At 67.8% G+C, this 24401-nt stretch carries 17 protein-coding genes and 1 pseudogene; 12 read left to right on the forward strand and 6 right to left on the reverse strand.

Annotated elements, in window-relative coordinates; genetic code table 11:
* Positions 1-74: 74 nt before the first annotated feature.
* The 6 genes from ACZ0AE_RS05165 to ACZ0AE_RS05190 all read left to right on the forward strand — a co-directional run bounded on the left by ACZ0AE_RS05165 (position 75) and on the right by ACZ0AE_RS05190 (position 9699).
* Positions 75-2276: an alpha-L-rhamnosidase-related protein gene (locus ACZ0AE_RS05165; protein WP_463600533.1), complete on the forward strand. Its 2202-nt coding sequence runs from the start codon at positions 75-77 to the stop codon at positions 2274-2276.
* Complete coding sequence (locus tag ACZ0AE_RS05170) at positions 2273-3760, forward strand: MFS transporter (protein WP_463600534.1); 1488 nt, start codon at positions 2273-2275, stop codon at positions 3758-3760. Before ACZ0AE_RS05165 ends, ACZ0AE_RS05170 begins: the two co-directional genes overlap by 4 nt.
* Positions 3760-5475: an alpha-amylase family glycosyl hydrolase gene (locus tag ACZ0AE_RS05175; protein WP_463600535.1), complete on the forward strand. Its 1716-nt coding sequence runs from the start codon at positions 3760-3762 to the stop codon at positions 5473-5475. Before ACZ0AE_RS05170 ends, ACZ0AE_RS05175 begins: the two co-directional genes overlap by 1 nt.
* 114 nt (positions 5476-5589) lie before the next feature.
* The gene (locus ACZ0AE_RS05180; RefSeq protein WP_314403253.1) at positions 5590-5970 is read left to right on the forward strand and encodes an SseB family protein; all 381 of its coding nucleotides are present in this window, start codon (positions 5590-5592) and stop codon (positions 5968-5970) included.
* 179 nt (positions 5971-6149) lie between these two features.
* Positions 6150-7661, forward strand: coding sequence for an ATPase domain-containing protein (locus tag ACZ0AE_RS05185; RefSeq protein WP_447596198.1), 1512 nt, complete (start codon positions 6150-6152; stop codon positions 7659-7661).
* A complete protein-coding gene (locus ACZ0AE_RS05190; protein ID WP_463600536.1) occupies positions 7651-9699 on the forward strand; it encodes a hybrid sensor histidine kinase/response regulator in 2049 nt (682 codons plus the stop codon). The genes ACZ0AE_RS05185 and ACZ0AE_RS05190 overlap by 11 nt, the downstream gene beginning before the upstream one ends.
* A 62-nt stretch (positions 9700-9761) precedes the next feature.
* Here ACZ0AE_RS05190 and ACZ0AE_RS05195 read toward each other — a convergent pair whose 3' ends face one another.
* Together ACZ0AE_RS05195 and ACZ0AE_RS05200 are read right to left on the reverse strand one after the other, a co-directional pair.
* Entirely contained in the window at positions 9762-13340 is a 3579-nt protein-coding gene (locus ACZ0AE_RS05195; RefSeq protein ID WP_463600537.1) for an ABC transporter permease/M1 family aminopeptidase, read from the reverse strand.
* Between the two features lie 13 nt (positions 13341-13353).
* A pseudogene (locus ACZ0AE_RS05200) lies at positions 13354-14248 on the reverse strand (ABC transporter ATP-binding protein).
* A gap of 209 nt (positions 14249-14457) precedes the next feature.
* On the opposite strand from ACZ0AE_RS05200, the gene ACZ0AE_RS05205 reads away from it, so the two are divergent.
* Positions 14458-15834, forward strand: a complete 1377-nt coding sequence (locus ACZ0AE_RS05205; RefSeq protein WP_463600538.1) for an alpha/beta hydrolase family protein — start codon at positions 14458-14460, stop codon at positions 15832-15834.
* On the opposite strand, the gene ACZ0AE_RS05210 is transcribed toward ACZ0AE_RS05205, so the two are convergent.
* Positions 15820-16851: a LacI family DNA-binding transcriptional regulator gene (locus tag ACZ0AE_RS05210; protein WP_038689848.1), complete on the reverse strand. Its 1032-nt coding sequence runs from the start codon at positions 16849-16851 to the stop codon at positions 15820-15822. The genes ACZ0AE_RS05205 and ACZ0AE_RS05210 overlap by 15 nt on opposite strands.
* A 292-nt stretch (positions 16852-17143) precedes the next feature.
* On the opposite strand from ACZ0AE_RS05210, the gene ACZ0AE_RS05215 reads away from it, so the two are divergent.
* The 5 genes from ACZ0AE_RS05215 (at position 17144) to ACZ0AE_RS05235 (ending at position 22041) form a co-directional block, all read left to right on the forward strand.
* On the forward strand, positions 17144-17710 hold the full coding sequence (locus tag ACZ0AE_RS05215) for a single-stranded DNA-binding protein (protein WP_038689838.1): 567 nt from the start codon (positions 17144-17146) through the stop codon (positions 17708-17710).
* Positions 17711-18095: 385 nt separating this feature from the next.
* On the forward strand, positions 18096-18992 hold the full coding sequence (locus tag ACZ0AE_RS05220; RefSeq protein ID WP_463600539.1) for a hydroxypyruvate isomerase family protein: 897 nt from the start codon (positions 18096-18098) through the stop codon (positions 18990-18992).
* A gap of 30 nt (positions 18993-19022) precedes the next feature.
* Positions 19023-20708, forward strand: coding sequence for a GMC oxidoreductase (locus ACZ0AE_RS05225; protein WP_463600540.1), 1686 nt, complete (start codon positions 19023-19025; stop codon positions 20706-20708).
* Positions 20708-21283: a gluconate 2-dehydrogenase subunit 3 family protein gene (locus ACZ0AE_RS05230; RefSeq protein ID WP_320490490.1), complete on the forward strand. Its 576-nt coding sequence runs from the start codon at positions 20708-20710 to the stop codon at positions 21281-21283. Before ACZ0AE_RS05225 ends, ACZ0AE_RS05230 begins: the two co-directional genes overlap by 1 nt.
* Positions 21283-22041 carry a 3-keto-disaccharide hydrolase gene (locus ACZ0AE_RS05235; RefSeq protein WP_463600541.1) on the forward strand — a complete coding sequence of 253 codons (759 nt, stop codon included), beginning with the start codon at positions 21283-21285 and terminating at the stop codon, positions 22039-22041. The genes ACZ0AE_RS05230 and ACZ0AE_RS05235 overlap by 1 nt, the downstream gene beginning before the upstream one ends.
* Before the next feature lie 30 nt (positions 22042-22071).
* Here ACZ0AE_RS05235 and ACZ0AE_RS05240 read toward each other — a convergent pair whose 3' ends face one another.
* The 3 genes from ACZ0AE_RS05240 to ACZ0AE_RS05250 are packed head-to-tail and all read right to left on the reverse strand — an operon-like array spanning position 22072 to position 24394.
* Positions 22072-22368, reverse strand: coding sequence for a c-type cytochrome (locus tag ACZ0AE_RS05240; RefSeq protein WP_141057290.1), 297 nt, complete (start codon positions 22366-22368; stop codon positions 22072-22074).
* Between the two features lie 18 nt (positions 22369-22386).
* Positions 22387-23250 carry a sugar phosphate isomerase/epimerase family protein gene (locus ACZ0AE_RS05245; RefSeq protein WP_463600542.1) on the reverse strand — a complete coding sequence of 288 codons (864 nt, stop codon included), beginning with the start codon at positions 23248-23250 and terminating at the stop codon, positions 22387-22389.
* A 19-nt stretch (positions 23251-23269) separates the two neighbouring features.
* The gene (locus ACZ0AE_RS05250; protein WP_463600543.1) at positions 23270-24394 is read right to left on the reverse strand and encodes a Gfo/Idh/MocA family protein; all 1125 of its coding nucleotides are present in this window, start codon (positions 24392-24394) and stop codon (positions 23270-23272) included.
* Positions 24395-24401: the final 7 nt, after the last annotated feature.

A 24401-nucleotide genomic window follows, 5' to 3' on the forward strand; every position in this document is an offset into this window, starting at 1 on the left:
CACCGTGCGTTGCGTAACCACAACGCGTGCAAAGAGGGAGGGAGGCGCCGGGCGCAAGCCGGGTAGCCGCTTCGATGCTGAAGATGATCTGCCTGACCGCTGCCCTTGGGCTGGCGCTGGGTTCGACCGCAACCGCGGCGGACCTGACCTTCGACGGCCGCACCGCGCGCGCCGACACGGCCGCCGATGGCGGCTTCCGCCTGCAGGCCGCCGGCCAGACGGTGGCCATTGCCGCCCAGCCGATGCGCAGCCGCACCGACAGCGTGCTGTTCGATGCCCTGTTCGCACTGGCCCAGCAGGAGATGGACGCCGACCGCGTGGATGCGATCCGCGACCCGGCCTTCAACCAGGGCAACCCGGTGCCGTGCGACTGCTTCCAGACCGGCGAGCGCTGGCCCTACGTGTGGACCCGCGATGTCAGCTTCGCAGCCGACCTGGCACTGGCCCGGCTGGACCCGCAACGTACCCGGCAGTCGCTGCAGTTCAAGCTGTCGCCTGCGCGCGACGGGCGCACCCCGGGGTTGTTCGTGGCCCAGGACACCGGCTCGGGCGGCAGCTGGCCGATCAGCAGTGATCGGGTGGTGTGGTTCCTGGCCGCGCGCCACCTGCAGGATGACCCGGCCTTCGCCGAGCAGACCTGGCAGGCGCTGCAGGCCACCCTGGCGCAGGACCGCGCGGCGGTGTTCGATGCGCGCATCGGCCTGTACCGCGGCGAGACCTCGTTCCTGGACTGGCGCGAACAGACTTACCCGGACTGGACCCGCCAGGACGTGCGCTTCATCGGCGACTCCTTCGCGTTGTCCACCAACGTTCTGCACTACCAGGCGCTGCGCCTGGCCGAGCAGCTGGCGCGCGCCCGCGGCGACGCCCGCGCCAGCCAGTACGCCGGCTGGGCCGCTGCGCTGGCCACGCAGATCGACGCGCGCTTCTGGCGCGACGATGCCGGTATGTACATGAGTTACATCGGCGAGGCGGCGCACCCGGTGCCCTATGCCAAGTACGACCTGCTGGCGCTCTCGCTGGGCGTGCTGGCCGACGTGTTTCCCGCCGACCGCGCGCGCCGCGCGCTGGCCGCTTACCCGGCGGTGGAGGGCGGCAGCCCGGTGGTATGGCCGCAGGAAGCGCAGCAGCCGATCTACCACAACCGCGCGGTCTGGCCGTTCGTCAGCGCGTATTCGCTGCGCGCCGCGCGCCGGCTGGACGATGCCGCACGCATCCAGCTGGAGATCGAATCGCTGATGCGTGGCAGCGCGCTGGCCGGTTCCAACATGGAAAACTACGAGATGCGCAGCCTGGCCGTGCATGTCGACGAGGGCGCATTGAGCGGCCCGGTGGTCAATTCGCCGCGCCAGCTGTGGTCGGTGGCCGGTTACCTGTCGATGGTGCTGGAAGGTGTGTTCGGCGTGGAAGCCGACGGCACGGCGGCGCCCAAACTGCCGACCGCGCTGGTGCCGCAGTTGTTCGGCACGCGCCGCAGCATCGAACTGGACGACGGCCAGCGCCGCTACATCCTCACGCGCCCGCGCACGCTGGACGGCGACCTGCTGGTGGCAAAGAAGATCGTGCGCCGGGGCAACACGGTCACCGTGCATCTGGTGGCCCAGGCCGCCGCAGGCAGCGCCGAGCCACGCCCGGCCGCGTCTGGATCTGCAACCGCCTACGCCCCCGCCACGCCCGCCGCACCGACACCCACCGCGCGCGGCACCGCATGGTCGATCCCGATCCCGGCCAACCACGTACTGTGGCGGGATGGTCGCGCCGTCACCGCCGCCTCGCCGCTGCTGCTTACCGACGACGGCGACCAGCACTGCCTGAGCTTCACCCGCCGCGAAGGTGCGCTTGAATCGCTGCACAGCCCGACGACCTGCATCGGACCGCAGCAGCGGCTGCGCGGGTCCACCACGTGGAACTGGACCGCCACCAAGGCCACCCGGGTGCGCGTGCGCCTGCGCTACGACAACCCCAATGGCCCGATCAACACCGGTGTGACCGCTGCGGTGAAGCAGCTGGTGGTGCAGTGCCCGGGCCAGCCGGCGCAGCGTGCCAGCGTGGTGATGCCGCACAGCGTAGGTCCGCAGGACTCCACCGCCGCCGAATTCGAGCTGCCCAGGGGGCGCTGTCGCTTCGCGCTGGAAGACGGCGTCAACATGAGCGCACTGGCGCACTTTGCCACCTACAACGGCGGCAAGGGCGGGCGCGACGGCGTGCTCAACCAGGCCACGGTCAGCGCGCTGCTGATCGCGCCGATTGCCGCCACCGACGGGGACGCACGATGAGCCGCCCCGACAAGCCCACGCTGTCGTTCTGGCAGATCTGGAACATGTGCTTCGGCTTCATGGGCATCCAGTTCGGGTTCGCGCTGCAGAACGCCAATGCCAGCCGCATTTTCGAGACCCTCGGCGCGCCGATGGATGCCGTGCCCGGGCTGTGGATCGCCGCGCCGTTGACCGGGCTGCTGGTGCAGCCGGTGATCGGCTACTGGTCCGACCGCACCTGGACCCGCTGGGGCCGGCGTCGCCCCTACTTCATGATCGGCGCGGTGCTGACCACGCTGGCCCTGCTGGTGATGCCCAACTCGCCCACGCTGTGGATCGCCGCCGGCACGTTGTGGGTACTGGACGCGTCCATCAACGTGTCGATGGAGCCGTTCCGTGCCTTCGTCGGCGACCAGCTGGCGCCGCGGCAACGGCCGACCGGCTACGCGATGCAGAGTTTCTTCATCGGCATCGGCGCAATCGTGGCCAGCTTCCTGCCCTTCCTGCTGGCCCACTTCGGCGTAGCCAACACCGCCGGGGCAGGGCAGGTGCCCGACACCGTGCGCTACGCGTTCTACGTGGGCGCGGTGGTGCTGCTGGCGGCCATCTGCTGGACGGTGTTCAGCACCCGCGAGTACTCGCCGGCCGAGCTGGCCGGGTTCGCCGACGCCGAGCCGCCCGCGCACCAGGCCGGTGCCGCCCTGCGCGGGCCGGCACCGTGGTACCAGGCGGCGCTGTGGCTGGGGGTGGGCGTGGTACTGGCCGGGCTCATCGCCTGGTACCGGGGCGACAAGATGCTGTACGTGCTGGCCGGGCTGTGTGCCGCGTACGGCGTGCTGCTGGGCTTGGCGCGGGTAGTGCCCGGCACCCACATGCTGGCGCAGATCGTGGGCGACCTGCGCACCATGCCGACCACCATGCGGCGGCTGGCATGGGTGCAGTTCTTCTCGTGGTTCGCGCTGTTTGCGATGTGGATCTTCACCACGCGTGCCGTTGCCGGCGTCCACTTCGGTGCGACCGAGACCGAATCGGCGGCCTATAACGAAGGCGCCAACTGGGTGGGCGTGCTGTTCGGGGCCTACAACGGCTTCGCCGCGCTGGCGGCGCTGTTGATCCCGCCGATGGTGCGCGCGCTCGGGCTGCGCTGGAGCCATCTGCTCAACCTGTGGCTGGGCGGCGCGGGGCTGATCTCGATGATGTTCATTGACGATCCGCGCTGGCTGCTGCTGTCGATGGTGGGCGTGGGCATAGCCTGGGCCTCGATCCTGTCGCTGCCGTACGCACTGCTGTCCGACAGCGTGCCGGCGGCGAAGATGGGCGTGTACATGGGCATCTTCAATTTCTTCATCGTGATCCCGCAGCTGGTGGCCGCCAGCGCGCTCGGCTTCGCCCTGCGTGCCTGGCTGGGTGGCCAGCCCATGCATGTGCTGGTGCTGGGCGGCTGCAGTCTGCTGGTGGCCGGTCTGTGCGTGCTGCGGGTTCCGTCCCGTCCGGAGGTGGTGTGATGCGTGGTGCGTTGTCTGTTGCTGTCCTGCTTGTTCTGTCCGCCGGCCAGGCCGTGGCTGCGCCGCGCCCGGACTACATCGGTACCACCGAGCCGTTCGCCAGCGATGCGGTGTACTTCGTGGTCACCGACCGCTTCGTCAATGGTGATCCGTCCAACGACCACCGCGACCAGGGCGGCAAACACCGCACCTTCGACATCCCGGTGCCGTGCCCGGACAAGGTGGACGGCAACATCGGCTACCTGGGTGGCGACTTCAAGGGCGTGCTGGACAATGCCGACTACATCCGCCGCCTTGGGTTCGGTGCGGTGTGGATCACGCCGATCGTGGACAACCCCGACGAGGCGTTCACCGGCAGCAAGCCGATCAGCTGCACCAGTACCCTGACGGACCGCGGCAAAACCGGCTACCACGGCTACTGGGGCGTCAATTTCTACACGCTGGACGAGCACCTGCCCAGCGCCGACCTGGACTTTGCCGGGCTCACCCGCGGCCTGCACGCGGCCAAGCTGAAGGTGGTGCTGGACATCGTGGGCAACCACGGTTCGCCGGCCTGGACCATGCCCACGCGCCAGCCGCAGTTCGGCCAGATCTTCGACAAGGACGGCACCCTGGTCGCCGACCACCAGAACCTGCCGCCGCAGCAGCTGGACCCGCAGCACAACCGGCTGCATGCGTTCTACAACACCACCGGCCCGGTCGACGGCAAGAACGGCTCGATCTTCGACGGCAACCTGGCCGAGCTGTCCGACTTCAACGAACACAACCCGGCGGTAATGGACTACCTGGTGGGTGCCTACCTGCAGTGGACCGCGCAGGGCGTGGATGCGCTGCGCATCGACACCATCGGCTGGCTGCCGCATCCGTGGTGGCACGAATTCGTGGGCCGCATCCGCGCCGCGCACCCGGGCATGTTCATGTTCGGCGAAGCGTTTGACTACGACGCCAGCAAGATCGCCGAACACACCTGGCCGGCCAACGCCAATGTCAGCGTGCTGGATTTCCCGCTGCGCGGCGCGCTGTCGTCGGTATTCGGCAAGGAGCAGAAGGGCTTTGAAACGCTGGCCGAACCGCTGCACCTGGTGGGCGGCCCGTACGCCAACCCGTACGAGCTGATGAGCTTCTACGACAACCACGACATGGCCCGCCTGGACGCCACCGACGCCGGCTTCATCGACGCGCACAACTGGCTGTTCACCGCGCGCGGCATTCCGGTGCTGTACTACGGCTCGGAAACCGGCTTCATGCGCAGCCGTGCCGAGCACGCCGGCAATCGCGCCTACTTCGGCCAGCCGCGCGTGGACGCCGCGCCGCAGAGCCCGATCTTCGGGCCGCTGCAGCGCATCGCCACCCTGCGCGAGGCGACCCCGGCGCTGCAGCGCGGCCTGCAGGTCAATGAGCGGCTGCAAGGCGACGAAGCGGTGTTCTTCCGCGTGCTCCAGCACGGCGACACCACCCAGACCGCACTGGTGCTGCTCAACAAGGGCGACACCGCGCGCAGCATTGAGGTTCGTCGCTATCTGCAGCCGGGCCAGTGGCACGACGCGTTGGACGGGGGCAGCCAGCAGGTGGGCGGCAGCCTGAAGGCCACGGTGCCGGCGCACGGGGTCAAGGTGTATCTGCTGGATGCTCCGGTGAAGCAGAAGGACCTGCAGGCCGAACTGCAGCGCGCCATCGCTGACCAGCAGGCACGCAGCGCACGGCTGGCCCGCTGACCTGTTCTGCCGGCCGCTGGCCGGCTCGCGGGATACTGTGGTGCGATCGGCGTGCCGGCCAGCGGCCGGCACTACCGGTACAATTCCGGCCCGCCACGCCCCGACAGGTTGCCCATGACCGAACTGCCCCCGCAAACGCCGATCGAAACCCTGCTGCAGTCCGCGATGGACGGCCAGTTGCCGATCGGGTTGTTCATGAAGGCCTTCGTGGCCTCCGAGGTGGTGCTGCTCACCGGCAGCCTGGTCACCCCCGACGGCAGCGGGTTCGACCCGTTGCTGTTCGACAAGCAGGGCGTGCTGCACGTGGCCGTGTTCACCGATATGGCGCGGGTGGGCTTCCACAGCCAGCAGGCGCCGCACACGATCCGGATGCAGATGATCGAGGTGTTGAAGCGGGTGCCCGGCGGCTACGGCGTGGTGGTCAACCCGGGGACGCGATTGGGGCTGGAACTGTCGGCGGCGGGGATCGGCGAGATTTTGAAGGATTTTGGTTGATCGACGGCCGCCGGGCAGAGCCCAGCGTTACGGGGTGGGGCGGCCGGGCAGAGCCCGGCTCTACGCGTGGGGCACGGTTGCTTTTTACGCGGCATCGACATTACTTAATCGGTCCTCGTCGAGAGGTGCCGGTCACACAATATCTACACAGAAGCCGTTGCTAGACTCGCCGCGTCGAAATTGGCGAACCTATGCAGACACAAACTTCCCGCGTCACCACCGGCATCCAGGGCCTGGATCAGATCCTCCGCGGCGGCTTCCCGCAAGGGCGGCTGTACCTGCTGGAAGGCCCCCCAGGCTCCGGCAAGACCACGCTGTCGCTGCAGTTCCTGCTGCAGGGACTCAAGAAGGGCGAGCGCTGCCTGTACATCACCCTGTCCGAGACCGCCGAGGAGCTGCGCGAAGTCGCCAGCGCACACGGCTGGTCGCTGGAAGGGCTGCACCTGTTCGAACTGGGTTCGGCCGAGGACGCGCTGGGCAACGGCCGGCTGCAGTCGGTGCTGCACGCCTGGGAGGTCGAGCTGGATGAAACGGTCAACCTGATCCTGGGGGAAGTGGACCGCATCCGCCCCAGCCGGGTGGTGTTCGACTCGCTGTCCGAGCTGCGCCTGCTGGCGCAGGATTCGCTGCGCTACCGTCGCCAGATCCTGGCGCTGAAGCAGTTCTTCGCGCCCAAGAGTACGACCGTGTTTCTGGTCGATGACCTCACCTCCACCAGCGAAGACCGCGACGGGCAGCTGCACAGCCTGTGCCACGGCGTGCTGTCGCTGGAGCGGCTGACCCTGGACTTTGGCGCCGCACGTCGTCGGCTGCAGGTGCAGAAACTGCGCGGCGTGGATTTCGTCGCTGGCTACCATGACATGGTGATCCGCGAAGGCGGGCTGGAAGTGTTTCCGCGCCTGATCGCGTCCCAGCACCACGAGCAGTTCGTGGGAACCACGATCAGCAGCGGCGTGCCCGCGATCGATCACCTGCTCGGCGGGGGACCGCTGCGCGGCACCTGCACGCTGTTGACCGGCCCGGCCGGCAGCGGCAAGACCAACGTGGCCCTGCAGTACATCTGGGCCGCCTGCGAGCGGGGCGAGAAGTGCTGCATCTTCGAGTTCGATGAGCGCGTAGGCACGCTGCTGATCCGGGCCAAGGCGCTGGGCATGGACCTTGAGGCGCACCTGCAGGCCGGTCGCCTGGAGATCATGCAGATGGACCCGGCGGAGATCTCGCCGGGCGAGTTTTCCTGGAACATCCAGCGCGCGGTCGAGGAACGCGGCTGCAGCGTGCTGTTGATCGACAGCCTCAACGGGTATGTCGCGGCGATGCCGCAGGAAAAGCAGTTGATGCTGCAGCTGCACGAGATGCTCTCCTACCTCAACCAGAAGGGCGTGGTGACGTTCCTGATCAATCCGCAGCACGGACTGGTCGGCACCATGTCCACCGGCAACATCAACGTGTCCTACATCGCCGATGCGGTCATCCTGTTCCGCTTCTTCGAGGCACAGGGCCGGATCCGCAAGGCCGTCTCGGTGATCAAGAACCGGGGCGGTGGCCATGAAGACACCATCCGCGAGCTCAAGATAGACGGCCGCGGGGTGTCGCTGAGCAGCCCGCTGAAGGAATTCAAGGGCATCCTGACCGGCACCCCGGAGTTCGTCGGCGACAACGGCGCGTTGCTGGGCCATCCCTATGCCGGATGACAGCGGCGGGGCGGGCGTTGTCCACATCGTTGCCCCGTTTGGACGCGATGCCGAGAGCATCGCCGCGGTGCTGCACAGTGCCGGGCTGGCCACCGCGATAGCGCCGACCCTGGCCGCACTGGGCGACGCGCTGGATGCGCGCGCCGGGGCGGTGCTGGTCACCGAAGAGGCGGTCGCAAGCGGCACCGATGCGTTGGTGGAGGCGCTGGCGCAGCAACCGGCCTGGTCGGACCTGCCGTTCATCCTGCTGCGCTCGCCGCGCGCGCACCGCCGGTCGCCGGCCGATGGCCTGCTGCCACGCACGCTCAACGTGATCGAGCTGGACCGGCCACTGGGCAGCATTTCGCTGCTCAGCGCGGTGCAGGGCGCGCTGCGTGCACGCGAGAAGCAGTACGTGGTCCGCGACCAGATGCAGGCACTGGCCGACAGCCGCGTGGCGCTGGTCCGCAGCGAAGCCGAGCTGCGCCTGATCGCCGACGCCATGCCGGTGCTCATCGCCTTCATCGACCGCTCGCTGCATTACCGGTTTGCCAACAAGGCCTACGAAGCCTGGTTCGACCTGCCGATCGGTGAGGTCATCGGCCAGCATGTCAGTAAGGTGATCGGTGCCGAGGCGTGGGAGTCGCGCAAGCCGGCGATGGCGCGCGCGCTGGCCGGGCGCGAAGCGCTGTTCGAGACCAGCTGGCCGCGCCGGGATGGCCGCCGCCGCGATGTGGAAGTGCGCTATTCGCCGCGCTTCGGCGCCGATGGCAGCCCCGACGGCTTCCATGTGTTCGTCACCGACATCACCGCCTCCAAGGTGGCCCTGGAGGTCAGCCGGCAGCACGCCCAGCAGCTGGAGATGATGGTTGCCCAGCGCACGCGTGAGCTGGAAGCGCAGATGGCCGCGCGCGAAGCCAGCGAAGCCGCGTTGCGCCAGTCACAGAAGATGGAGGCCATCGGCCAGCTTACCGGCGGCATCGCGCACGACTTCAACAACATGCTCACCGGCATCCTGTCGGCGCTGGACATCGTGCGGCTGCGGCTGGAAAAGGGCCGCTACGATGACCTGGAGCGCTTCCTGGACACAGCCACCGCGTCCAGCCAGCGTGCGGCCAGCCTCACCCAGCGCCTGCTGGCGTTCTCGCGCCGGCAGTCGCTGGACTCCAAGCCGGTGGAGCTCAATGAACTGGTGGGGTCGCTGCAGCACCTGCTGCGCAGCACGCTGGGCGAAACGGTGCACATCCAGACCCGGCTGGCGGACGATCCGCTGCATGCCGCGCTGGACACCAACCAGTTCGAAAGCGCGGTGCTGAACCTGGCGATCAACGCACGCGATGCAATGCCCAATGGCGGCCAGCTTGAACTCAGCACGTCGCTGGTGCGGGTGGGCGAGGGCGTGTCGGCCACGATCCCGGCCGGCGTCTACGCGGTCGTCGGGGTCGCCGACACCGGCACCGGCATGCCGCCGGAGGTGGTGGAGCGCGCCTTCGAGCCGTTCTTCACCACCAAGCCGATCGGCAAGGGCACCGGCCTGGGCATGTCGATGGTGTATGGCTTCATGCAGCAGTCCGGTGGCCACATCGCCATCGACTCCGTGCCCGGCCAGGGCACCACCATTTCGCTTTACATCCCGCTGGCCGAGCCTGCGGCGGAGCCGGACCCGGTCGTCAGTGCGGCCCAGGTCTCGCTGGGCGCCGGCCAGTCCATCCTGGTGGTCGAAGACGACGAACAGGTACGCATGCTGGTGACGGTGGTGCTGGAGGACCTCGGCTATCAGGTGGAGGTGGTGGGCGATGCCAATGGCGCGATCCCGATCCTGCAGTCCGCGCGCGGCATCGACCTGCTCATTACCGACGTCGGGCTGCCCGGGCTCAACGGCCGCCAGCTGGCCGAGATCGCGCGACAGTCGCGCCCGGTGTTGCCGATCTTGTTCATGACCGGCTATGCGGAAAAGGCGCAGGAGCGCGCAGCGTTTCTGGAAACGGGCATGGCGATGATCGCCAAGCCGTTCCTGCTCGATGAGTTCAGCGCGGCAGTAAGGCAATCCCTCGGGTAGAGCGGGGCTTTTGCCCCGCTGCTCCACTGCGGTTGTACCCGACAGTCGGGTAGAACCCGGCGCTACAGGCTCACCTTGCGCCGGTTGTCGTCGCTGACCCGGTCGATCAACTTGTTGTACGGATCAAATCCGGCCTCGTCCGGCTTGCCGTCCACCACCACGGTGATCGTCGGCGCCGCCTCGGTGACGTGGTGGCGCTGCAGGTACAGCACCTTCTGGTCGCGCTCCTTGCCCGAGGGGGCATTGGCGAATACGCCCAGCTCGATCCAGTCGTCCATGGTGCCGGCCGTCTCCTTGCCGCCGCCGTCGGCGTAGCGCTTTTCGGCGTGCAGCTTCAGGGTGACCTCGTACTTGCCATCGGCACGCTTGCGCGCCTTGGCGTCCAGCAGGCGGTTGTCGTACAGGGTGATCTTCTCGAACAGGTCGGTGACCACCTGCTGGCGATCGGCCGGGGTCTCGGCGCGGATGTAGCCCAGCAGCTCGCGTGAGGTGGTGTACGGCGGCTGCTGGTAGCCCTTGTCCTGCAGGAAGCGCTTGAGCGCGCGGTTGAGCGCGGCCTCGCCGATCTCCTCGCGCAGGCGGTAGAACACCAGCGAACCCTTCTCGTAGTGGATGTACTGCTGGTTCTCCACCCGCTCCAGCGGCAGCTCCTTGATGCGCTCGCCGCCACGCCCGGCCAGGTAGCGGTCCAGTTCGGTCTTGAGGAACTGGCGCATGTGCGCGCGGCCGTACGTCTTCTCCATCACCATCAGCGCCGAGTACTGCGACAGCGACTCGGACAGCACCGTGGCCCCCTGCACGTTGGCACCGATCACCTGGTGCGCCCACCACTGGTGCGCGATCTCGTGCGCGGTCACGTAGAACACGTAGTCGATCTTGTCCGGGTCGCGCAGGTCGGCGATGAAGCCGATCGACTCGGCGTAGGGAATGGTGTTGGCGAAGGACTGCGCGAAGCTTTGGTAGCCGGGGAACTCGATGATGCGCACCTGGCGGTGCTGGTACGGGGTGAAGTTGGCCTCGTAGTACGCCAGCGACTTCTGCACCGCCTCGATCATCCGGTCCACGTTGTAGCCGTGGCGCGGGTCGTAGTACACCTCGATCGGGATGTCCTTGTACGTGCCGCGCTTGACCTCCCAACGCGCGGACAGGTACGCGTAGAAGTTGAGCATCGGCCGGTCCATGGCATAGCGGAAGCAGCGCCGCCCGTCCACCGTCTTCTCCTCCTGCAGGTAGCCGGGTGCCAGCGCGATCTGGTCCGGTGCGGTGCAGATGGTGGTGCGGAAGTCGAGCCAGTCGGCATCATCGGAAATGTAGGTGTTGGCGCGCGCAGCCTCGTCCTCCAGCTTGGGCATGCGGGTTGGCTCACCCAGCCCGCGCTTGCGGCGCTCGTTGCGGTCGTCCAGCTCGTTGCCTGCGTCGTAGCCGAACGAGGGCAGCATGCGGCTGTTGAAGAAGCTGCCGTTGGCCACCAGGTTGGTTGGCGCCTGCCCGGCGGTGATGCCGTTCGGGTGCTGGTCCACGCGGAAGTGCACGCGGCGCTCCTCGCCCGGCTGCAGCGGCGTTGCCAGGCGGTAGATGCGGTAGCCCAGGTCCACGTCGTGGAAGGCCAGCGTCTGCCCGCCCAGCTCCACCGCCACCAGCTGGCGGTCATCGCCCATCGCGATATGGATATCGGTGATCGGCGCGGCGTGGGTGTTGCGCACGGTCCAGTCGGCTTCAATGGTGACCGACTGGGTTTCCGGGTGCAGGTCCACGCGGTTGTCCACCGCGGTGATCCGCGGCTGCGGCAGGTGGCGGTACTTGGACAGCTCGCGCTCGTAGCGCACCTGCAGGTCGCGTTGCTGGTCCGGAGAGAGGAACGGATTGCGGATGTTGGTGTTCCAGTACAGCCAGCCGCCTACCGCGACGAAGGCCAGCAAGGCCGCCACCGCGCCCACGCCGGCGGGGCCGCGCAGGCGGCGTCCGGCCAGGGCGAGGCGTTGGCGCAGCCCCATGCCGACCCCGCGTACCCAGAACGCCGACGCCAGGCACAGCAGCGCCACCAGCAACAGGCCCCAGTAGCCCTGGAAGGCCAGCTGCCCGGTCAGGAAGTGGCCGAAGCCGTTCATGTCCGAATACGGTGCGTTGGGCCAGTTGCCGAAGTTGTAGAGGTTCTGGGTGTAGTCCAGCATTCCCAGCGCCACCTGGCCGATCATCACCACGATCAGCAGCGCATAGCCGAGGAACTTGTTGTTGGTCAGCACCTGCAGCACCAGTGCCATGCCGCCCATCAGCACGTAGAACACCGAGCCCAGCGCCAGCGTTTTGAGGTACACCAACGGCTCAAGGTGGGTGTAGCCCTGGCCCAGCTGCAACGCCATCGAGGCCAGCGCGCCAATCGCCTGGAAGCACACGATCACCATCACCAGCACGCTGAACTTGGCCAGCAGCGGCACCCAGTTGGGCACCGGCATAGCGTCGTTGACTTCATTGAGCCGCGCGGTGCGTTCCTTCCACACCAGCTCGCCGGCGTAGAACAGCACGATGATCACCAGCAGCCAGCTGTAGGCGCCCTGCAGCGCGCCGAGCATCTGCGCCGTGACCGGGTAGATCGGCGTGCCGTACAGCGTCTCCTGCGACAGCGCGCCCGGGATGAAGTTGGCCAGGCCCAGCACCAGCAGCACCAGGAACGGCACGCTGCGTAGCACGCCGGCGGTGTCGAAGCGGACCTGGCGCAGGTACTGCCGCCAGCCGGTAACGGCGCCGAAGGTCGGGTGGATGCGCGGCACGGTGAGCTGCGTGGGGCGGGTGGCGGCGGCGGTCGGCGCGGCGGGCTTGCGGCCCCAGCGTCGGCGCCCACTGCCGCTGCGCTCGGTGCGGAACAGCGCGAAGGTCGCCGCGAACAGCGCCACCGCCACGCCCAGCCACAGCGCGCGGTTGGCCAGCACGTAGCCGGCCAGCTGCGGCAGCTGGGTGTTGCTCTGCTCGGTCGCCCAGTAGCGCACGGTGCGGCCCAGCGCACGCATGCCGAGCGGTTCGGCCAGCGTGGCGATCCAGGTGTTGTCGATGTCGCGCAGCAGCGAGGCGCTCACCCCGTACAGCACGAAGTAGCCCACCAGGCCGATGTACACCCACAGGATCGAGCGGGTCAGCGCGGCCAGCATGGCCAGCAGCGCGGTGGTGAACACCAGGTTGGGCAGCACGATCACCGCGAACGTCCACGCGTAGGCGCGCAGCGGGGTGGGGCCTATCCGTGCCGGGTCCACCCACGGCATGAACGGGGCCAGCAGCAGGCCCAGCGCGATGATCAGGTAGAACAGCAGACCGGCGCACAGCGCGGCCAGGATGCGCCCGGCCAGGTAGTCACGGCGTTTGATCGGGCTGGCGAAGATCAGCTCGGCGGTGCCCAGCTCGAAGTCGCGCAGCAGCGCGTTGCTCACCAGCAGCGCGGACACCAGCATGCCCATCATGGTGAAGATGCCCATGAAGCGGGCAATCACGATCGGGGCGTTGCTGTGCACGTTGCCGGCACCCCCGCCGATCTGCACGGCATCGCTGGAGGCCGCCGCGAAGGCCAGCGCGGCAAACAGCACCGACAGCAGCCACAGCAGCGGGGAACGGAGCTGCTCGCGCAGCTCGAAGCGGAAGAAGGCAGTGATCATCGGCGCGCTCCGGTCAGGCGGCCCGCGACTGCAGGCGCAGTCGCTGGAAATACACATCCTCAAGGTCCGGGGCCACCGGCTGGAACCCGTCGCCGGGGTCGCTGGCGCTGTGCACGTGGATCACCGGGCGGCCGCCCACCAGACGGGTGGACAGCACCACATGGTTGGCTTCGTAGGCTGGCCAGTTCCGCACTGTCCACCTGCTTGCGCCAGACCTGCTGCTGCAACGCGTCGATGGCATCGCTCGGCTTGCCGGTCAGCAGTACCTGGCCCTTGTTCATGATGGCCATGCTCGGGCACAGGTCGGTGACGTCTTCGACGATATGGGTGGACAGGATCACCGCCACGTTCTCGCCGATGGCGGCCAGCAGGTTGAGGAACCGGTTGCGCTCTTCCGGGTCCAGCCCGGCGGTGGGCTCATCGACGATCACCAGCCGCGGGTCGCCCAGCAACGCCTGGGCAATGCCGAAGCGCTGGCGCATGCCGCCCGAATACGTGCCCAGCTTGCGCTTGCGGGCATCCCACAGGTTCACCTGCTGCAGCAGCCCGTCCACCACCTCGCGGCGCTGCGCCTTGTGGGTGATGCCCTTGAGCACGGCGAAGTGGTCCAGCAGATCCAGTGCGCTGACCTTGGGGTACACCCCGAAATCCTGCGGCAGGTAGCCCAGCCGGCGGCGCACCGCATCCTTGTCGCGCAGCACGTCGATGGCCGGCTCGCCGGGAATCTCCAGGGTCACGCTGCCGCTGTCGGCTTCCTGCAGCGTGGACAGCGTGCGCATCAACGATGACTTGCCCGCGCCGTTGGGGCCGAGCAGCCCGAACATGCCGCGCGGAATGTCGAGGGTGACGCCGTTGAGTGCGTGCACGCCGTTGGCGTAGGTCTTGGACAGCGAGCGGATCTGCAGCATGCGTCGGACACCTTCCCCTGAATGGTGAACGACTTATCGCGGCAAAGCGGCCCGGCCACATCACCCGTAAGTCATGGGTGCGGTCGGGAGCGGCGCCCCTCTGCTCCCGGCACGACGGGCTTCATCGCGGCCAGATCGGTTTCATCGCACCGCGCTGGCGCCTGGCCAGCCGGGCAGGCAGGCTGGGCCATCCACTGCAGGAGCGTGCCATGCCGATCCACCTCCATCTGACCCGCACGGCCCTGCGCGGGAGCGCGTTGTGGGCGCTGCTGGCCAGCAGCGCACTGGCCAGCGCCGCGCCGGCGCCCGATGCCGCAACCGCCGCGCAGTGCGCGGTCGGCAGCTACCGCATGGCCGATGGCGGCAGTCTGGACATCGGGCCGGGAGCAACGGCCGAACAGCTGCGCTGGCGGCTCCCGGACGGACGCACCGGGCAGCTGCACGCGCGCGGCCATCGTCGCTGGGCCAGTACGCTGGGCTGGACTGACCGCGCCGATGGCCACACGGTCGTGCTGCCTGCATGCGGCAGCACGGCCATCCGCTTCGACGGCCAGCCCGGTGAGCGCATCGCACTGGTACAGACCGACACCCGCTTCGTGTCCGGCGGCGTCACGCTGGCCGGGCGGCTGACCTTGCCGCCGGGCAACAGCCAGGTGCCGATCGTGGTGCTGGTGCATGGCGCCGAGCACGATGCCGCGTTGCCGGCCTATTCGCTGCAGCGCGAATTCGCCGCCGCCGGCATCGGCGTGTTCGCCTACGACAAGCGCGGCACCGGTGCCTCGGGCGGGCGCTACACCCAGAACTACCTGACCCTGGCCAACGACGCCATCCACGCCGCACGCCAGGCCCGCCGCCTGGCGGGCGCGCGGGCCGGCCGGCTCGGCTACCAGGGCGGCAGCCAGGGCGGGTGGGTGGCGCCGCTGGCGGCACGCATTGAGCCGGTCGACTTCGTCATTGTCAGTTTCGGGCTGGCGGTATCGCCGCTGGACGAGGATCGCGAAGCCATCGCCTATGACATGGCACGCGCAGGCGTAAGCGCCGATGACACCGCCAAGGCGATGGAGGTGGCCGACGCGTCGGCGGCCATTGTCGGCAGCGGCTTCACCGACGGGTTCACGCAGATGGCGTCCGTCAAAGCCCGCTACGGCCACCTGCCCTGGTTCAAGGCGGTGCGCGGCAACATCAGTGGCTACCTGCTGGCGACCCCGGAAGCGACCGTGCGCGTCGACGGCCCGCGCCTGCTCGAGGGCGTGCCGGCCGACTACGACCCGCTGCCGGTGCTGGAACACCTGGACGTGCCGCAGCTGTGGCTGCTGGCCGGGCAGGACCGCGACGCGCCGCCCGGCCAAACCCTGCAGCGGTTGGCCTGGCTGCAACGCGATGGCCGCCCGATCCAGACCGCGGTGTTTCCCGATGCCGACCACGGCATGTACGACTTCGAACGGGACGCGGCCGGCGAGCGCGTCTCCACCCGCCAGCCCGACGGCTACCTGCGGCTGATGCAGGACTTCATCCTGGCGCGGCCGTTGGCGGCGTCCTACGGTGCGGCAAAGCTTGCGGCGGGGCCGCGCTCAACGCCGCCGTGACGACTCGCGCAGCACCTGCTTCACCGGAATGGTCTGCCCGTCCACCGGCGCGCCGCTGATCAGCGCCAGCAGCTTTTCCACCAGCAGCTGCCCGGCCTGTTTGGTGTCCTGCTGCACGGTGGTGAGCGGCGGCGACACCGATGCGGCCAGCGGGATATCGTCGAAGCCGGCCAGGGCCACATCCTGCGGCACGCGCAGACCGTGCTCGCGCAGCGCCCGCATGGCGCCGATCGCGATCAGGTCGCTGGCCGCGAACACGCCATCCACTGTCTCGCCGCGTGCCAGCAACGCCTGGCAGGCGTCGAACCCGTCCTGCTCGGTGGTGATCGCGTCGTGCTGCAGGCCCGGTTCGGCGCGGATGCCGCGTGCCGCCATCGCCGCCACATGCCCGCGGTAGCGCTCCTCGAACTCGGGATAGTGGCTGGACGCGTGGCCGATGAAGGCGATGCGCTGGCAGCCCTGGTCGAGCAGGTGGGCGGTGATGTCGAACCCGCCCTGGAAATTGTCGCTGCCGATCGAGACCCCGGGCTGGTCGGGCAGGGCCGCGCCCCAGCGCACGAAGTGGGTGCCCTGTTCAACCAGCCGCTGCAGCCGCTCGCGCGACTCGTGGTAGTCGCCATAGCCGAGCAGGATGATGCCGTCGGCCTTGTTGCTGTCTTCGTAATCGGCCTGCCAGTCGGTGGACAGCTGCTGGAAGGACACCAGCAGGTCGTAGCCGCGCAGCGCGCAGGCACGGGTGATCGAGCCCAGCATGGCGTGGAAGAACGGGTTGATCAGCGAGTCGTCGTTGGTGGGGTCTTCGAAGAACAGCAGGGCCAGCGTGCCGGCATTGCGCAGGCGCAGGCTGGAGGCGTTCTTGTCGACCTTGTAGTTCAGCTCCCGGGCGATGCGCAGGATGCGCTCGCGGGTTTCCGGATTGACCATCGGGCTGCCGCGCAGGGCGCGCGAGACGGTCGGCTGCGACACCCCGGCCAGGTGGGCGATGTCCAGGGAGGTGGCTTTGCCGCGGATGGTCATTGCTGGGAACGGCGGGAACGACGACCTGCATGATGCCATGCGGCCGCGCGGGTGGGCGCGGCCGGGCGGGAGGCGGCCTGGCTGGACCGGCGCGGGCCTTGCCGGCCTTGGGCTGCGGGGGAATCCGACGGGTTCTGGCCGGAATCCTGACGGGGGCGGGCGGGGCGGCGATGGTAAGATGGGGCATTCTGGACCCCACCCCATTCTCCCGTGGGTGGCCCTGCGTATCTGCAGCCCGCACGGCGCTGTGTTATGACTGCGGCCTGCCCTCGGACAACGGAAGAGCAACCCTATGGCGCGCGGCATCAATAAAGTCATCCTGGTCGGCAACCTCGGCAACGACCCGGACGTGAAGTACACCCAAGGCGGCATGGCGATCACCCGCATCAGCCTGGCCACCACCAGCGTCCGCAAGGACAAGGATGGCAACCAGCAGGAGCGCACCGAATGGCACCGCGTGGTGTTCTTCGGCAAGCTCGGTGAAATCGCCGGCGAATACCTGCGCAAGGGCAGCTCGGTCTACGTCGAAGGCAGCCTGCGGTACGACAAGTACACCGGCCAGGATGGCGTGGAGAAGTACTCCACCGACATCATCGCCGACGAAATGCAGATGCTGGGCGGCCGCGGTGAAGGCGGCGGTGGCGGCGGTGCAGGCGCCGGTGCCGGTGGCAACTACGGCGGCGGCGAGCGTCCGCAGCGCCAGCAGGCCCCGCGCCAGGAGTACGGCGGTGGCGGCGGTGGCGGTGGTCAGCGCCAGGGCGGGCAGGGCGGTGGTTACGGCCAGCAGCGCCCGCAGCAGCAGCCGCAGCAGCCGGCCCCGCCGATGGACGACTTCGCTGACGACGACATTCCGTTCTAAGCAAAACTCACCGGTACATCCCGGCAGAGTTTCAAGAAAAGCCCCGTTCTTACGGGGCTTTTTTGTGGGTCTTCGCCTGTTCACGGGGAGCAACGCAGACCGATCAACGGTTCGGGCAACGCAGGCGCCCGTGAAACCGGATCTGTCTGCGCGGGAAGATTGCACGCGCACCGGTAGAGCCGACCGTTGGTCTGCTTCTCCCAGCGCCCGACGATACCGACGTAAGCCCCAAGGTCGAGCCAAACGCACGTGGGCTTTGTGCTCTGCAGCATAGGTTTTTAGTGCACTGCGTCTTGCAAAAAAAAGACGCGCTCCTCTATGGTGCAATCGATTGCATTAAACCGAATCGTCAGCGTGTGATACCGGTTGGGAGGCCGGAAAGTGGATGCCTATCCATTCGATCGGACCCGACCCGGCCCCGGGGCTCACACGGCGCGATGCGCTGCGCATGGCGGTGGCCGGGAGCGTTGGCCTCGGCGCAGCGGCCGTTCTGCCCGCGTTCGCAGCCACCGCGCCGCTCAAGGGCAACCTGAAGCACTCCGTCGCCCGCTGGACGTTCCCGCAGCAATCGATCGCCCAGCTCTGCCAGACGGTGAAGGGCATCGGGTTTTCCGCCATCGATCTGGTGGGGCCGGAGGACTGGCCCACGCTGAAGGCCCATGGCGTGGACAGCGCGATGTGCAACGGCGCAGAGCTGGGCCTGACCAAGGGCTTTGCCGGCCGCGAGTTCCACGAGGAGCTGGTCGAGCGCTATACCCGGCACATCGATCTGGTAGCCGATGCCGGCTATCGCAACCTCATCTGCTTCTCCGGCAACCGCAACGGCATGGATCCCCAGGAGGGCATGACCCATGCCGAAGCAGGGCTCAAGCGCATCCTCGGGCATGCCGAGAAGCGCGGCGTGGTGCTGGTCATGGAGCTGCTGAACTCCAGGGTCGATCATCCCGACTACCTGTGTGACCACTCCGCATGGGGCGTCGAGCTGTGCCGACGGATCGGCTCGGATCACTTCGGCCTGCTATACGACATCTACCACATGCAGATCATGGAGGGCGACATCATCGCCACCATCGGCCGGCATCACGCGTACTTCAAGCACTACCACACCGCGGGCGTGCCTGGCCGACACGAGATCGGCGACCAGCAGGAGCTCCATTACCCCGCCATCTGTCGCGCGATCCGCGACACCGGTTTTGATGGGTATCTGGCGCAGGAGTTCATGCCTGCCGCGCCGGATCCCGTCGGCTCGCTGCGCGAGGCGATCCGCCTCTGCGACGTCTGAAACGCTATCCACCCAGGTGAAGTAGAACCCATGGCAGACAATCACTATGACGCAATCGTCGTTGGCTCCGGCATCAGCGGCGGTTGGGCGGCGAAGGAACTGACCGAGAAAGGTCTCAAGGTTCTGATGCTGGAACGCGGACGCAACATCGAGCACGTCAAGGACTACGTCAACGCGATGAAGGAGGCGTGGGATTTCCCGCACCGCAACCGGCCCACCCAGGCGATGAAGGCCGACTATCCGGTGTTGATGCGCGACTACGGTCTGGCCGAGAACCTTGAGGGCATGTGGGCCAACGAAAAGGAATCGCCCTACACCGAGACCAAACGATTCGATTGGTTCCGCGGCTATCACGTCGGCGGGCGGTCACTGATGTGGGGGCGGCAGAGCTATCGCTTCTCCGACCTGGACTTCGAGGCGAATCTCAAGGACGGCATCGCCACGGATTGGCCGATCCGGTATGCCGACATCGCACCGTGGTACGACCATGCGGAGAAGTTCGCGGGTATCGCCGGCACCCGGGAGGGGCTGGATGTGCTGCCCGATGGCGAGTTCCTGCCGCCGATCCCGTTGAACATCGTCGAGAAGGACGTGGCCGCGCGGATCCGGAAAGCCTTTGGCGGAACGCGCCATATGATCCACTCGCGCACCGCCAACATCACCCAGCCCATGCCCGAACAGGGCCGGGTCAACTGCCAGTACCGCAACAAGTGCATCCTGGGCTGCCCCTTTGGCGCCTATTTTTCGACCCAGTCGGCGACGCTGCCGGCGGCGATGAAGACCGGCAACCTGACATTGCGGCCGTTTTCGATCGTCAAGGAAGTGCTCTATGACAAGGACCGCAAGCGTGCGCGCGGCGTTGAGATCATCGACGCCGAGACGGGCCAGACCTACCAATACACGGCCAAGGTCATCTTCCTCAATGCGTCGTCCTTCAATTCGACCTGGCTGCTGATGAACTCGGCGACCGATGTCTGGGACGGTGGGCTGGGATCCTCGTCCGGCGAACTCGGGCACAACGTGATGGACCATCACTTCGGCGCGGGCGCCTCCGGTCGGGTCGAAGGGTATGAAGACAAGTACTACTTCGGCCGCCGTCCTTGCGGCTTCTACATTCCCCGTTTCCGCAACGTCGCTGCGGACAAGCGCGGTTACCTGCGTGGGTTTGGCTATCAGGGCGGTGCCAGCCGCAACGGGTGGTCCCGCGAGATCGCCGAGCTGAACATCGGTGCCGACCTGAAGGAGGCGCTGACCGTTCCCGGTGACTGGCGCATCGGCATGACCGGCTTCGGCGAAATGCTGCCGCACCACGACAATACGATCCGCCTGGACGCCGAGCGCAAGGACAAGTGGGGCCTGCCGGTATTGGCGATGGACGTGTCCATGCGCGCGAACGAAAAGGCGATGCGCAAGGACATGGCCGCCGATGCCGCCGAGATGCTGGAAGCCGCCGGTGTGAAGGACGTGGAGATGCACGACAACGACTACGCCCCGGGCAAGGGCATCCACGAAATGGGGACCGCGCGCATGGGCCGTGACCGCAAGACCTCCGTACTCAACCAGCACAACCAGGTATGGGATGCGCCCAACGTCTATGTCACCGACGGTGCCTGCATGACTTCCAGCGCCTGCGTGAATCCTTCACTGACCTACATGGCACTCACCGCGCGCGCTGCCGACCACGCCGTGCGCGAACTGAAAGCGGGGAACCTCTGATGGATCGCCGCGAACTGCTGAAGATGATCGTCGCCGCCACCGGCGCGGCCATGATCGGCCTGCCCGCGCTCGTCCAGGGCCAGGCGCCCGCCGCAGGGATGAAGACGCCTTTCTCCGACGCCGATGTAGGCACGCTGGATGAGATCGCCGAGACCATCCTGCCGCGCACCGCAACGCCGGGCGCGAAGGACGCCGGGGCCGGTCTGTTCATGGCGCGGTTCGTCACCGACTGCTACACGGCCCGGCAGCAGGCGACGTTCCGGGCCGGCCTGGCCGATATCGACAAACGCGCGGGCGGCCGGTTCGTTTCGCTTGCGCCGCAGGCCCGCACCGAACTCCTGCGCGCGCTGGATGCAGAGGCCCGGAAACACGCGGTCGACGTGACCGAGACCGGCACCGCCGAGGAAGGAGAAGCGATGCCGCACTACTTCACGATGATCAAGCAGCTCGCCATCTTCGGCTTCTTCACTTCGAAGGTTGGCGCGACCGACGTGCTGCGCTACGTCGCGGTACCGGGTCGCTACGACGGCGATCTGGCCTATGTTCCTGGCACGCCCGCCTGGGGGACCAGCTGATGGACCGCAGCACGTTGATCAGGTCTCTCCACGTCGCAGCGGGCCTGCTGGCCACCGCATCCGTGTTTGCGCAGGCCGAGACTGATCCTGCGCGCGATCCAGCCAAGACCGAGGTGTGGACGCCCGTGCCTGCCGTGGTGTCCACGCCGCCGGGCAAGGCTCCTTCCGATGCGATCGTGCTGTTCGACGGCAAGGATGTGTCTGCCTGGGAGTCGGAGCAGGGCGGACGCGTGCCTTGGCGCATAGCCGACGGCGCGCTCACGGTGGTTCCGGGCAGCAAGGGCATCCGCACCCGGCAGCGCTTCTGCGACATCCAGCTGCATGTCGAGTGGCGCACGCCCACCGACACGAAGGGGTTCGACGGTCAGAACCGGGGCAACAGCGGCATCTTCCTGCAGGAGCTCTACGAGCTGCAGGTGCTGGACAGCTACAACAACCCGACTTACGCCAACGGCCAGGCTGGCTCGATCTACAAGCAGGCCATGCCACGGGTGAATGCCTCGCGTGCGCCGGGCCAGTGGCAGGCCTACGACATCCTCTGGAAGGCGCCGCGCTTCTCGCCGGGTGGCGGGCTCATCTCGCCCGCGCGCATTACCGTGCTGCACAACGGTGTTCTGGTGCAGGACGACACCGTTCTCTCGGGCAAGACCGAGTACATCGGCGCACCGTCGTACGCGCCACACGGGTGCGCGCCGCTCTACCTGCAGGAGCACGATGCCAAGGTCAGCTACCGCAACATCTGGGTACGCGAACTCTGACGGCGCAGGACCGGTGCCAGTGCCGGCCTGCTACTTCGCCAGGTAACTGCTGATGTCGTCGATCTCCTGCTGTGACAGGTGGGAGAAGGGCGGCATCAGCCCGCCACCTTTGCTGATCTTCTCCTTGATCTGCACCGGCGTCATGCGCTTGCCGATGTCGGTCAGCGCGGGGAACGCGCCGGGCATGCCCGCACGGTCCGCGCCATGGCAGGCCGTGCAGTTGCTCGCGTACAGCTTCGCGCCCGCCGCAGGGTCGTCCTTGGACCACGCCGCCGGGGCATGCGTTGCCGCCCACAGGGCCAGCGTCAGTATCAGGGTCGTTTTCAAGCAGGGCTCCTTTGCGGGCTAGCGCGGTGCGCGGGCGGGCAGGCTGACGGTCAGGTGGTCGCGCAGGTAATCGGCACCGGTCTTGATGACCTTGGCAGGATCACGGGGTTGGTCGTGTTCGACGATGTACCACTGCACACCGGCACCCGCCGCCGCCGGGAGGATCGCGTTCCAGTCGAGCACGCCCTGACCGACCGCGGCGAAACCGCCTTCGTCTTCGGCCTGGCCCTTGGGCGCATTGTCCTTGGCATGGACGGCGAACAGCCGGCCGCGGAACTTGCCCAGCATCACCGCCGGGTCGTAGCCGGCGCGCGCCACCCAGGCAAGATCCAGCTCGGTCTGCAGGTCAGGCCCGGCCGCGGCGAACAGCAGTTCCAGGCCGGTCCTGCCATTGAAGTCGACCAGCTCGAAGTCGTGATTGTGGTAGGCCAGGCGCATGCCCTCAGCCCGTACCTGTTTGGAGATCCGGCCCAGTTCCTGGCCCAGTGCGGTCCAGCCTGCGGCGTCTGTGGGCCGATCCTTCGCATCCAGGTAAGGCACCACCAGCGTGGTGTTGCCGATCGACCGGTTGAAGGCCACCACGCCGGGCAGGTCCTTGCGCAGCTCGGCCAGGGGCACGTGCGACGAAATCGCCTTGATCGCGTATCGGTCCAGCAACCGCTTGAGTTCGGGGGCGCTGACGCCCTGCGTGCCCACCGTTTCCACCGCACCTACGCCCGCGTCATGGACGATCTTCAACTGCTGGTCGAGCGAGCCGGCGTTGCGCAGTGAGTACATCTGCACTGCGATGGGCTTCTGCGGAGTGGCCATGTCGTGCGCGAAGGCGGGCAGGGCAGCGAGCAGCAGGGCGAGGATTGCAGTTCCGCGAACAGAGGTGTTCATCAAGAAAGTCTCCCGGGATTCAGCTGATGGTGGTCCAGGCGCGTGTCCTGGCCGATGCAATGACGCGGTCGACGATCAGCGCCGAGCGCACGCCGTCTTCGAAGGTGGGCAGGCCTTGCGGCTGCTCGCCTTCGATGGCGCGATAGGTGTCGGCGACAAACGCCTCGAAACACTGGGCGTAACCCTGCGCATGCCCGGCGGGCAACACCGATAGCCGGCGTTGTTCGGCACTGCCGGCGCTCGGCCCACGCACGAAGACTTCCTCGCGCTGGTCGGGCAGGCCGATCCACAGCCGCTCGGCGTCTTCCTGGTTGAACGCCACGCTGGCCCTGGCGCCATCGATCTCGAACCAGAGGCGATTGTGGCGTCCAGCCGAGACCTGGCTGACCGTCAGCGACGCCAATGTGCCTGCACCGGTCCGGAACATCGCCGCCGCCACGTCCTCGCTTGCAACCGGCTGCATCGCGCCACCGGCCACCGCTGTGGTGAAGCTCTGCCCGGTGTCGGTGCTGCGTTCGGCGATCACCGTGGCGAACGCCGCGCTGACCTCGGCGAAGCGCTCGCCGCTGACCCATTCCACCAGGTCGCACCAGTGCGAGCCGATGTCGGCGAACACGCGCGACGCGCCGCCCAGCGCCGGGTCCACGCGCCAGTTGTTGCTGGCCGGGTCCAGCAGCCAGTCCTGCAGGTAGCTGCCATGGATGAGGTGCAGCGGCCCCAGTTCGCCCTGCGCGATCCGGGCGCGGGCCTCGCGGATCACCGGATGGTAGCGGTAGACGAAGGGCACCGTGGCGACCAACGCGTTCGAGGCGGCCAGTGCAGCCAGGGCCTGGGCGTCTTCCAGCGTCGTCGCCAGCGGCTTCTCACAGATCACGTGCTTGCCCGCTTCCAGCGCCGCCTGTGCCATGCCGCGGTGCAGATGGTTGGGCGTGCAGACGTGCACCACCTGGACCTGTGGATCGGCGACCACGTCCTCGATGTCCCGATAGGCACGCGGAACACCCCACGCCTCCGCCACGTCGCGTGCGCGTTGCGGTGACGAGGCGGCCACGCCACGGATCTCCGCACCGGCCAGCAGCGCCGCGCGACGATGCACGGCGCCGATCATGCCGGTGCCGACGATGGCAATTCCAAGCTTGGGCATCGGGTGG

It is taken from the genome of Stenotrophomonas sp. AC248 (genome assembly GCF_979258185.1).

Coding starts and splice junctions, on each gene's coding strand:
- ACZ0AE_RS05205 (WP_463600538.1), top strand. CDS start 14,458: ATGCCGATCCACCTCCATCTGACCCGCACGGCCCTGCGCGGGAGCGCG.
- ACZ0AE_RS05215 (WP_038689838.1), top strand. CDS start 17,144: ATGGCGCGCGGCATCAATAAAGTCATCCTGGTCGGCAACCTCGGCAAC.
- ACZ0AE_RS05165 (WP_463600533.1), top strand. CDS start 75: ATGCTGAAGATGATCTGCCTGACCGCTGCCCTTGGGCTGGCGCTGGGT.
- ACZ0AE_RS05210 (WP_038689848.1), bottom strand. CDS start 16,851: ATGACCATCCGCGGCAAAGCCACCTCCCTGGACATCGCCCACCTGGCC.
- ACZ0AE_RS05250 (WP_463600543.1), bottom strand. CDS start 24,394: ATGCCCAAGCTTGGAATTGCCATCGTCGGCACCGGCATGATCGGCGCC.
- ACZ0AE_RS05175 (WP_463600535.1), top strand. CDS start 3,760: ATGCGTGGTGCGTTGTCTGTTGCTGTCCTGCTTGTTCTGTCCGCCGGC.
- ACZ0AE_RS05225 (WP_463600540.1), top strand. CDS start 19,023: ATGGCAGACAATCACTATGACGCAATCGTCGTTGGCTCCGGCATCAGC.
- ACZ0AE_RS05245 (WP_463600542.1), bottom strand. CDS start 23,250: ATGAACACCTCTGTTCGCGGAACTGCAATCCTCGCCCTGCTGCTCGCT.
- ACZ0AE_RS05170 (WP_463600534.1), top strand. CDS start 2,273: ATGAGCCGCCCCGACAAGCCCACGCTGTCGTTCTGGCAGATCTGGAAC.
- ACZ0AE_RS05230 (WP_320490490.1), top strand. CDS start 20,708: ATGGATCGCCGCGAACTGCTGAAGATGATCGTCGCCGCCACCGGCGCG.
- ACZ0AE_RS05190 (WP_463600536.1), top strand. CDS start 7,651: ATGCCGGATGACAGCGGCGGGGCGGGCGTTGTCCACATCGTTGCCCCG.
- ACZ0AE_RS05220 (WP_463600539.1), top strand. CDS start 18,096: ATGCCTATCCATTCGATCGGACCCGACCCGGCCCCGGGGCTCACACGG.
- ACZ0AE_RS05195 (WP_463600537.1), bottom strand. CDS start 13,340: ATGATCACTGCCTTCTTCCGCTTCGAGCTGCGCGAGCAGCTCCGTTCC.
- ACZ0AE_RS05180 (WP_314403253.1), top strand. CDS start 5,590: ATGACCGAACTGCCCCCGCAAACGCCGATCGAAACCCTGCTGCAGTCC.
- ACZ0AE_RS05235 (WP_463600541.1), top strand. CDS start 21,283: ATGGACCGCAGCACGTTGATCAGGTCTCTCCACGTCGCAGCGGGCCTG.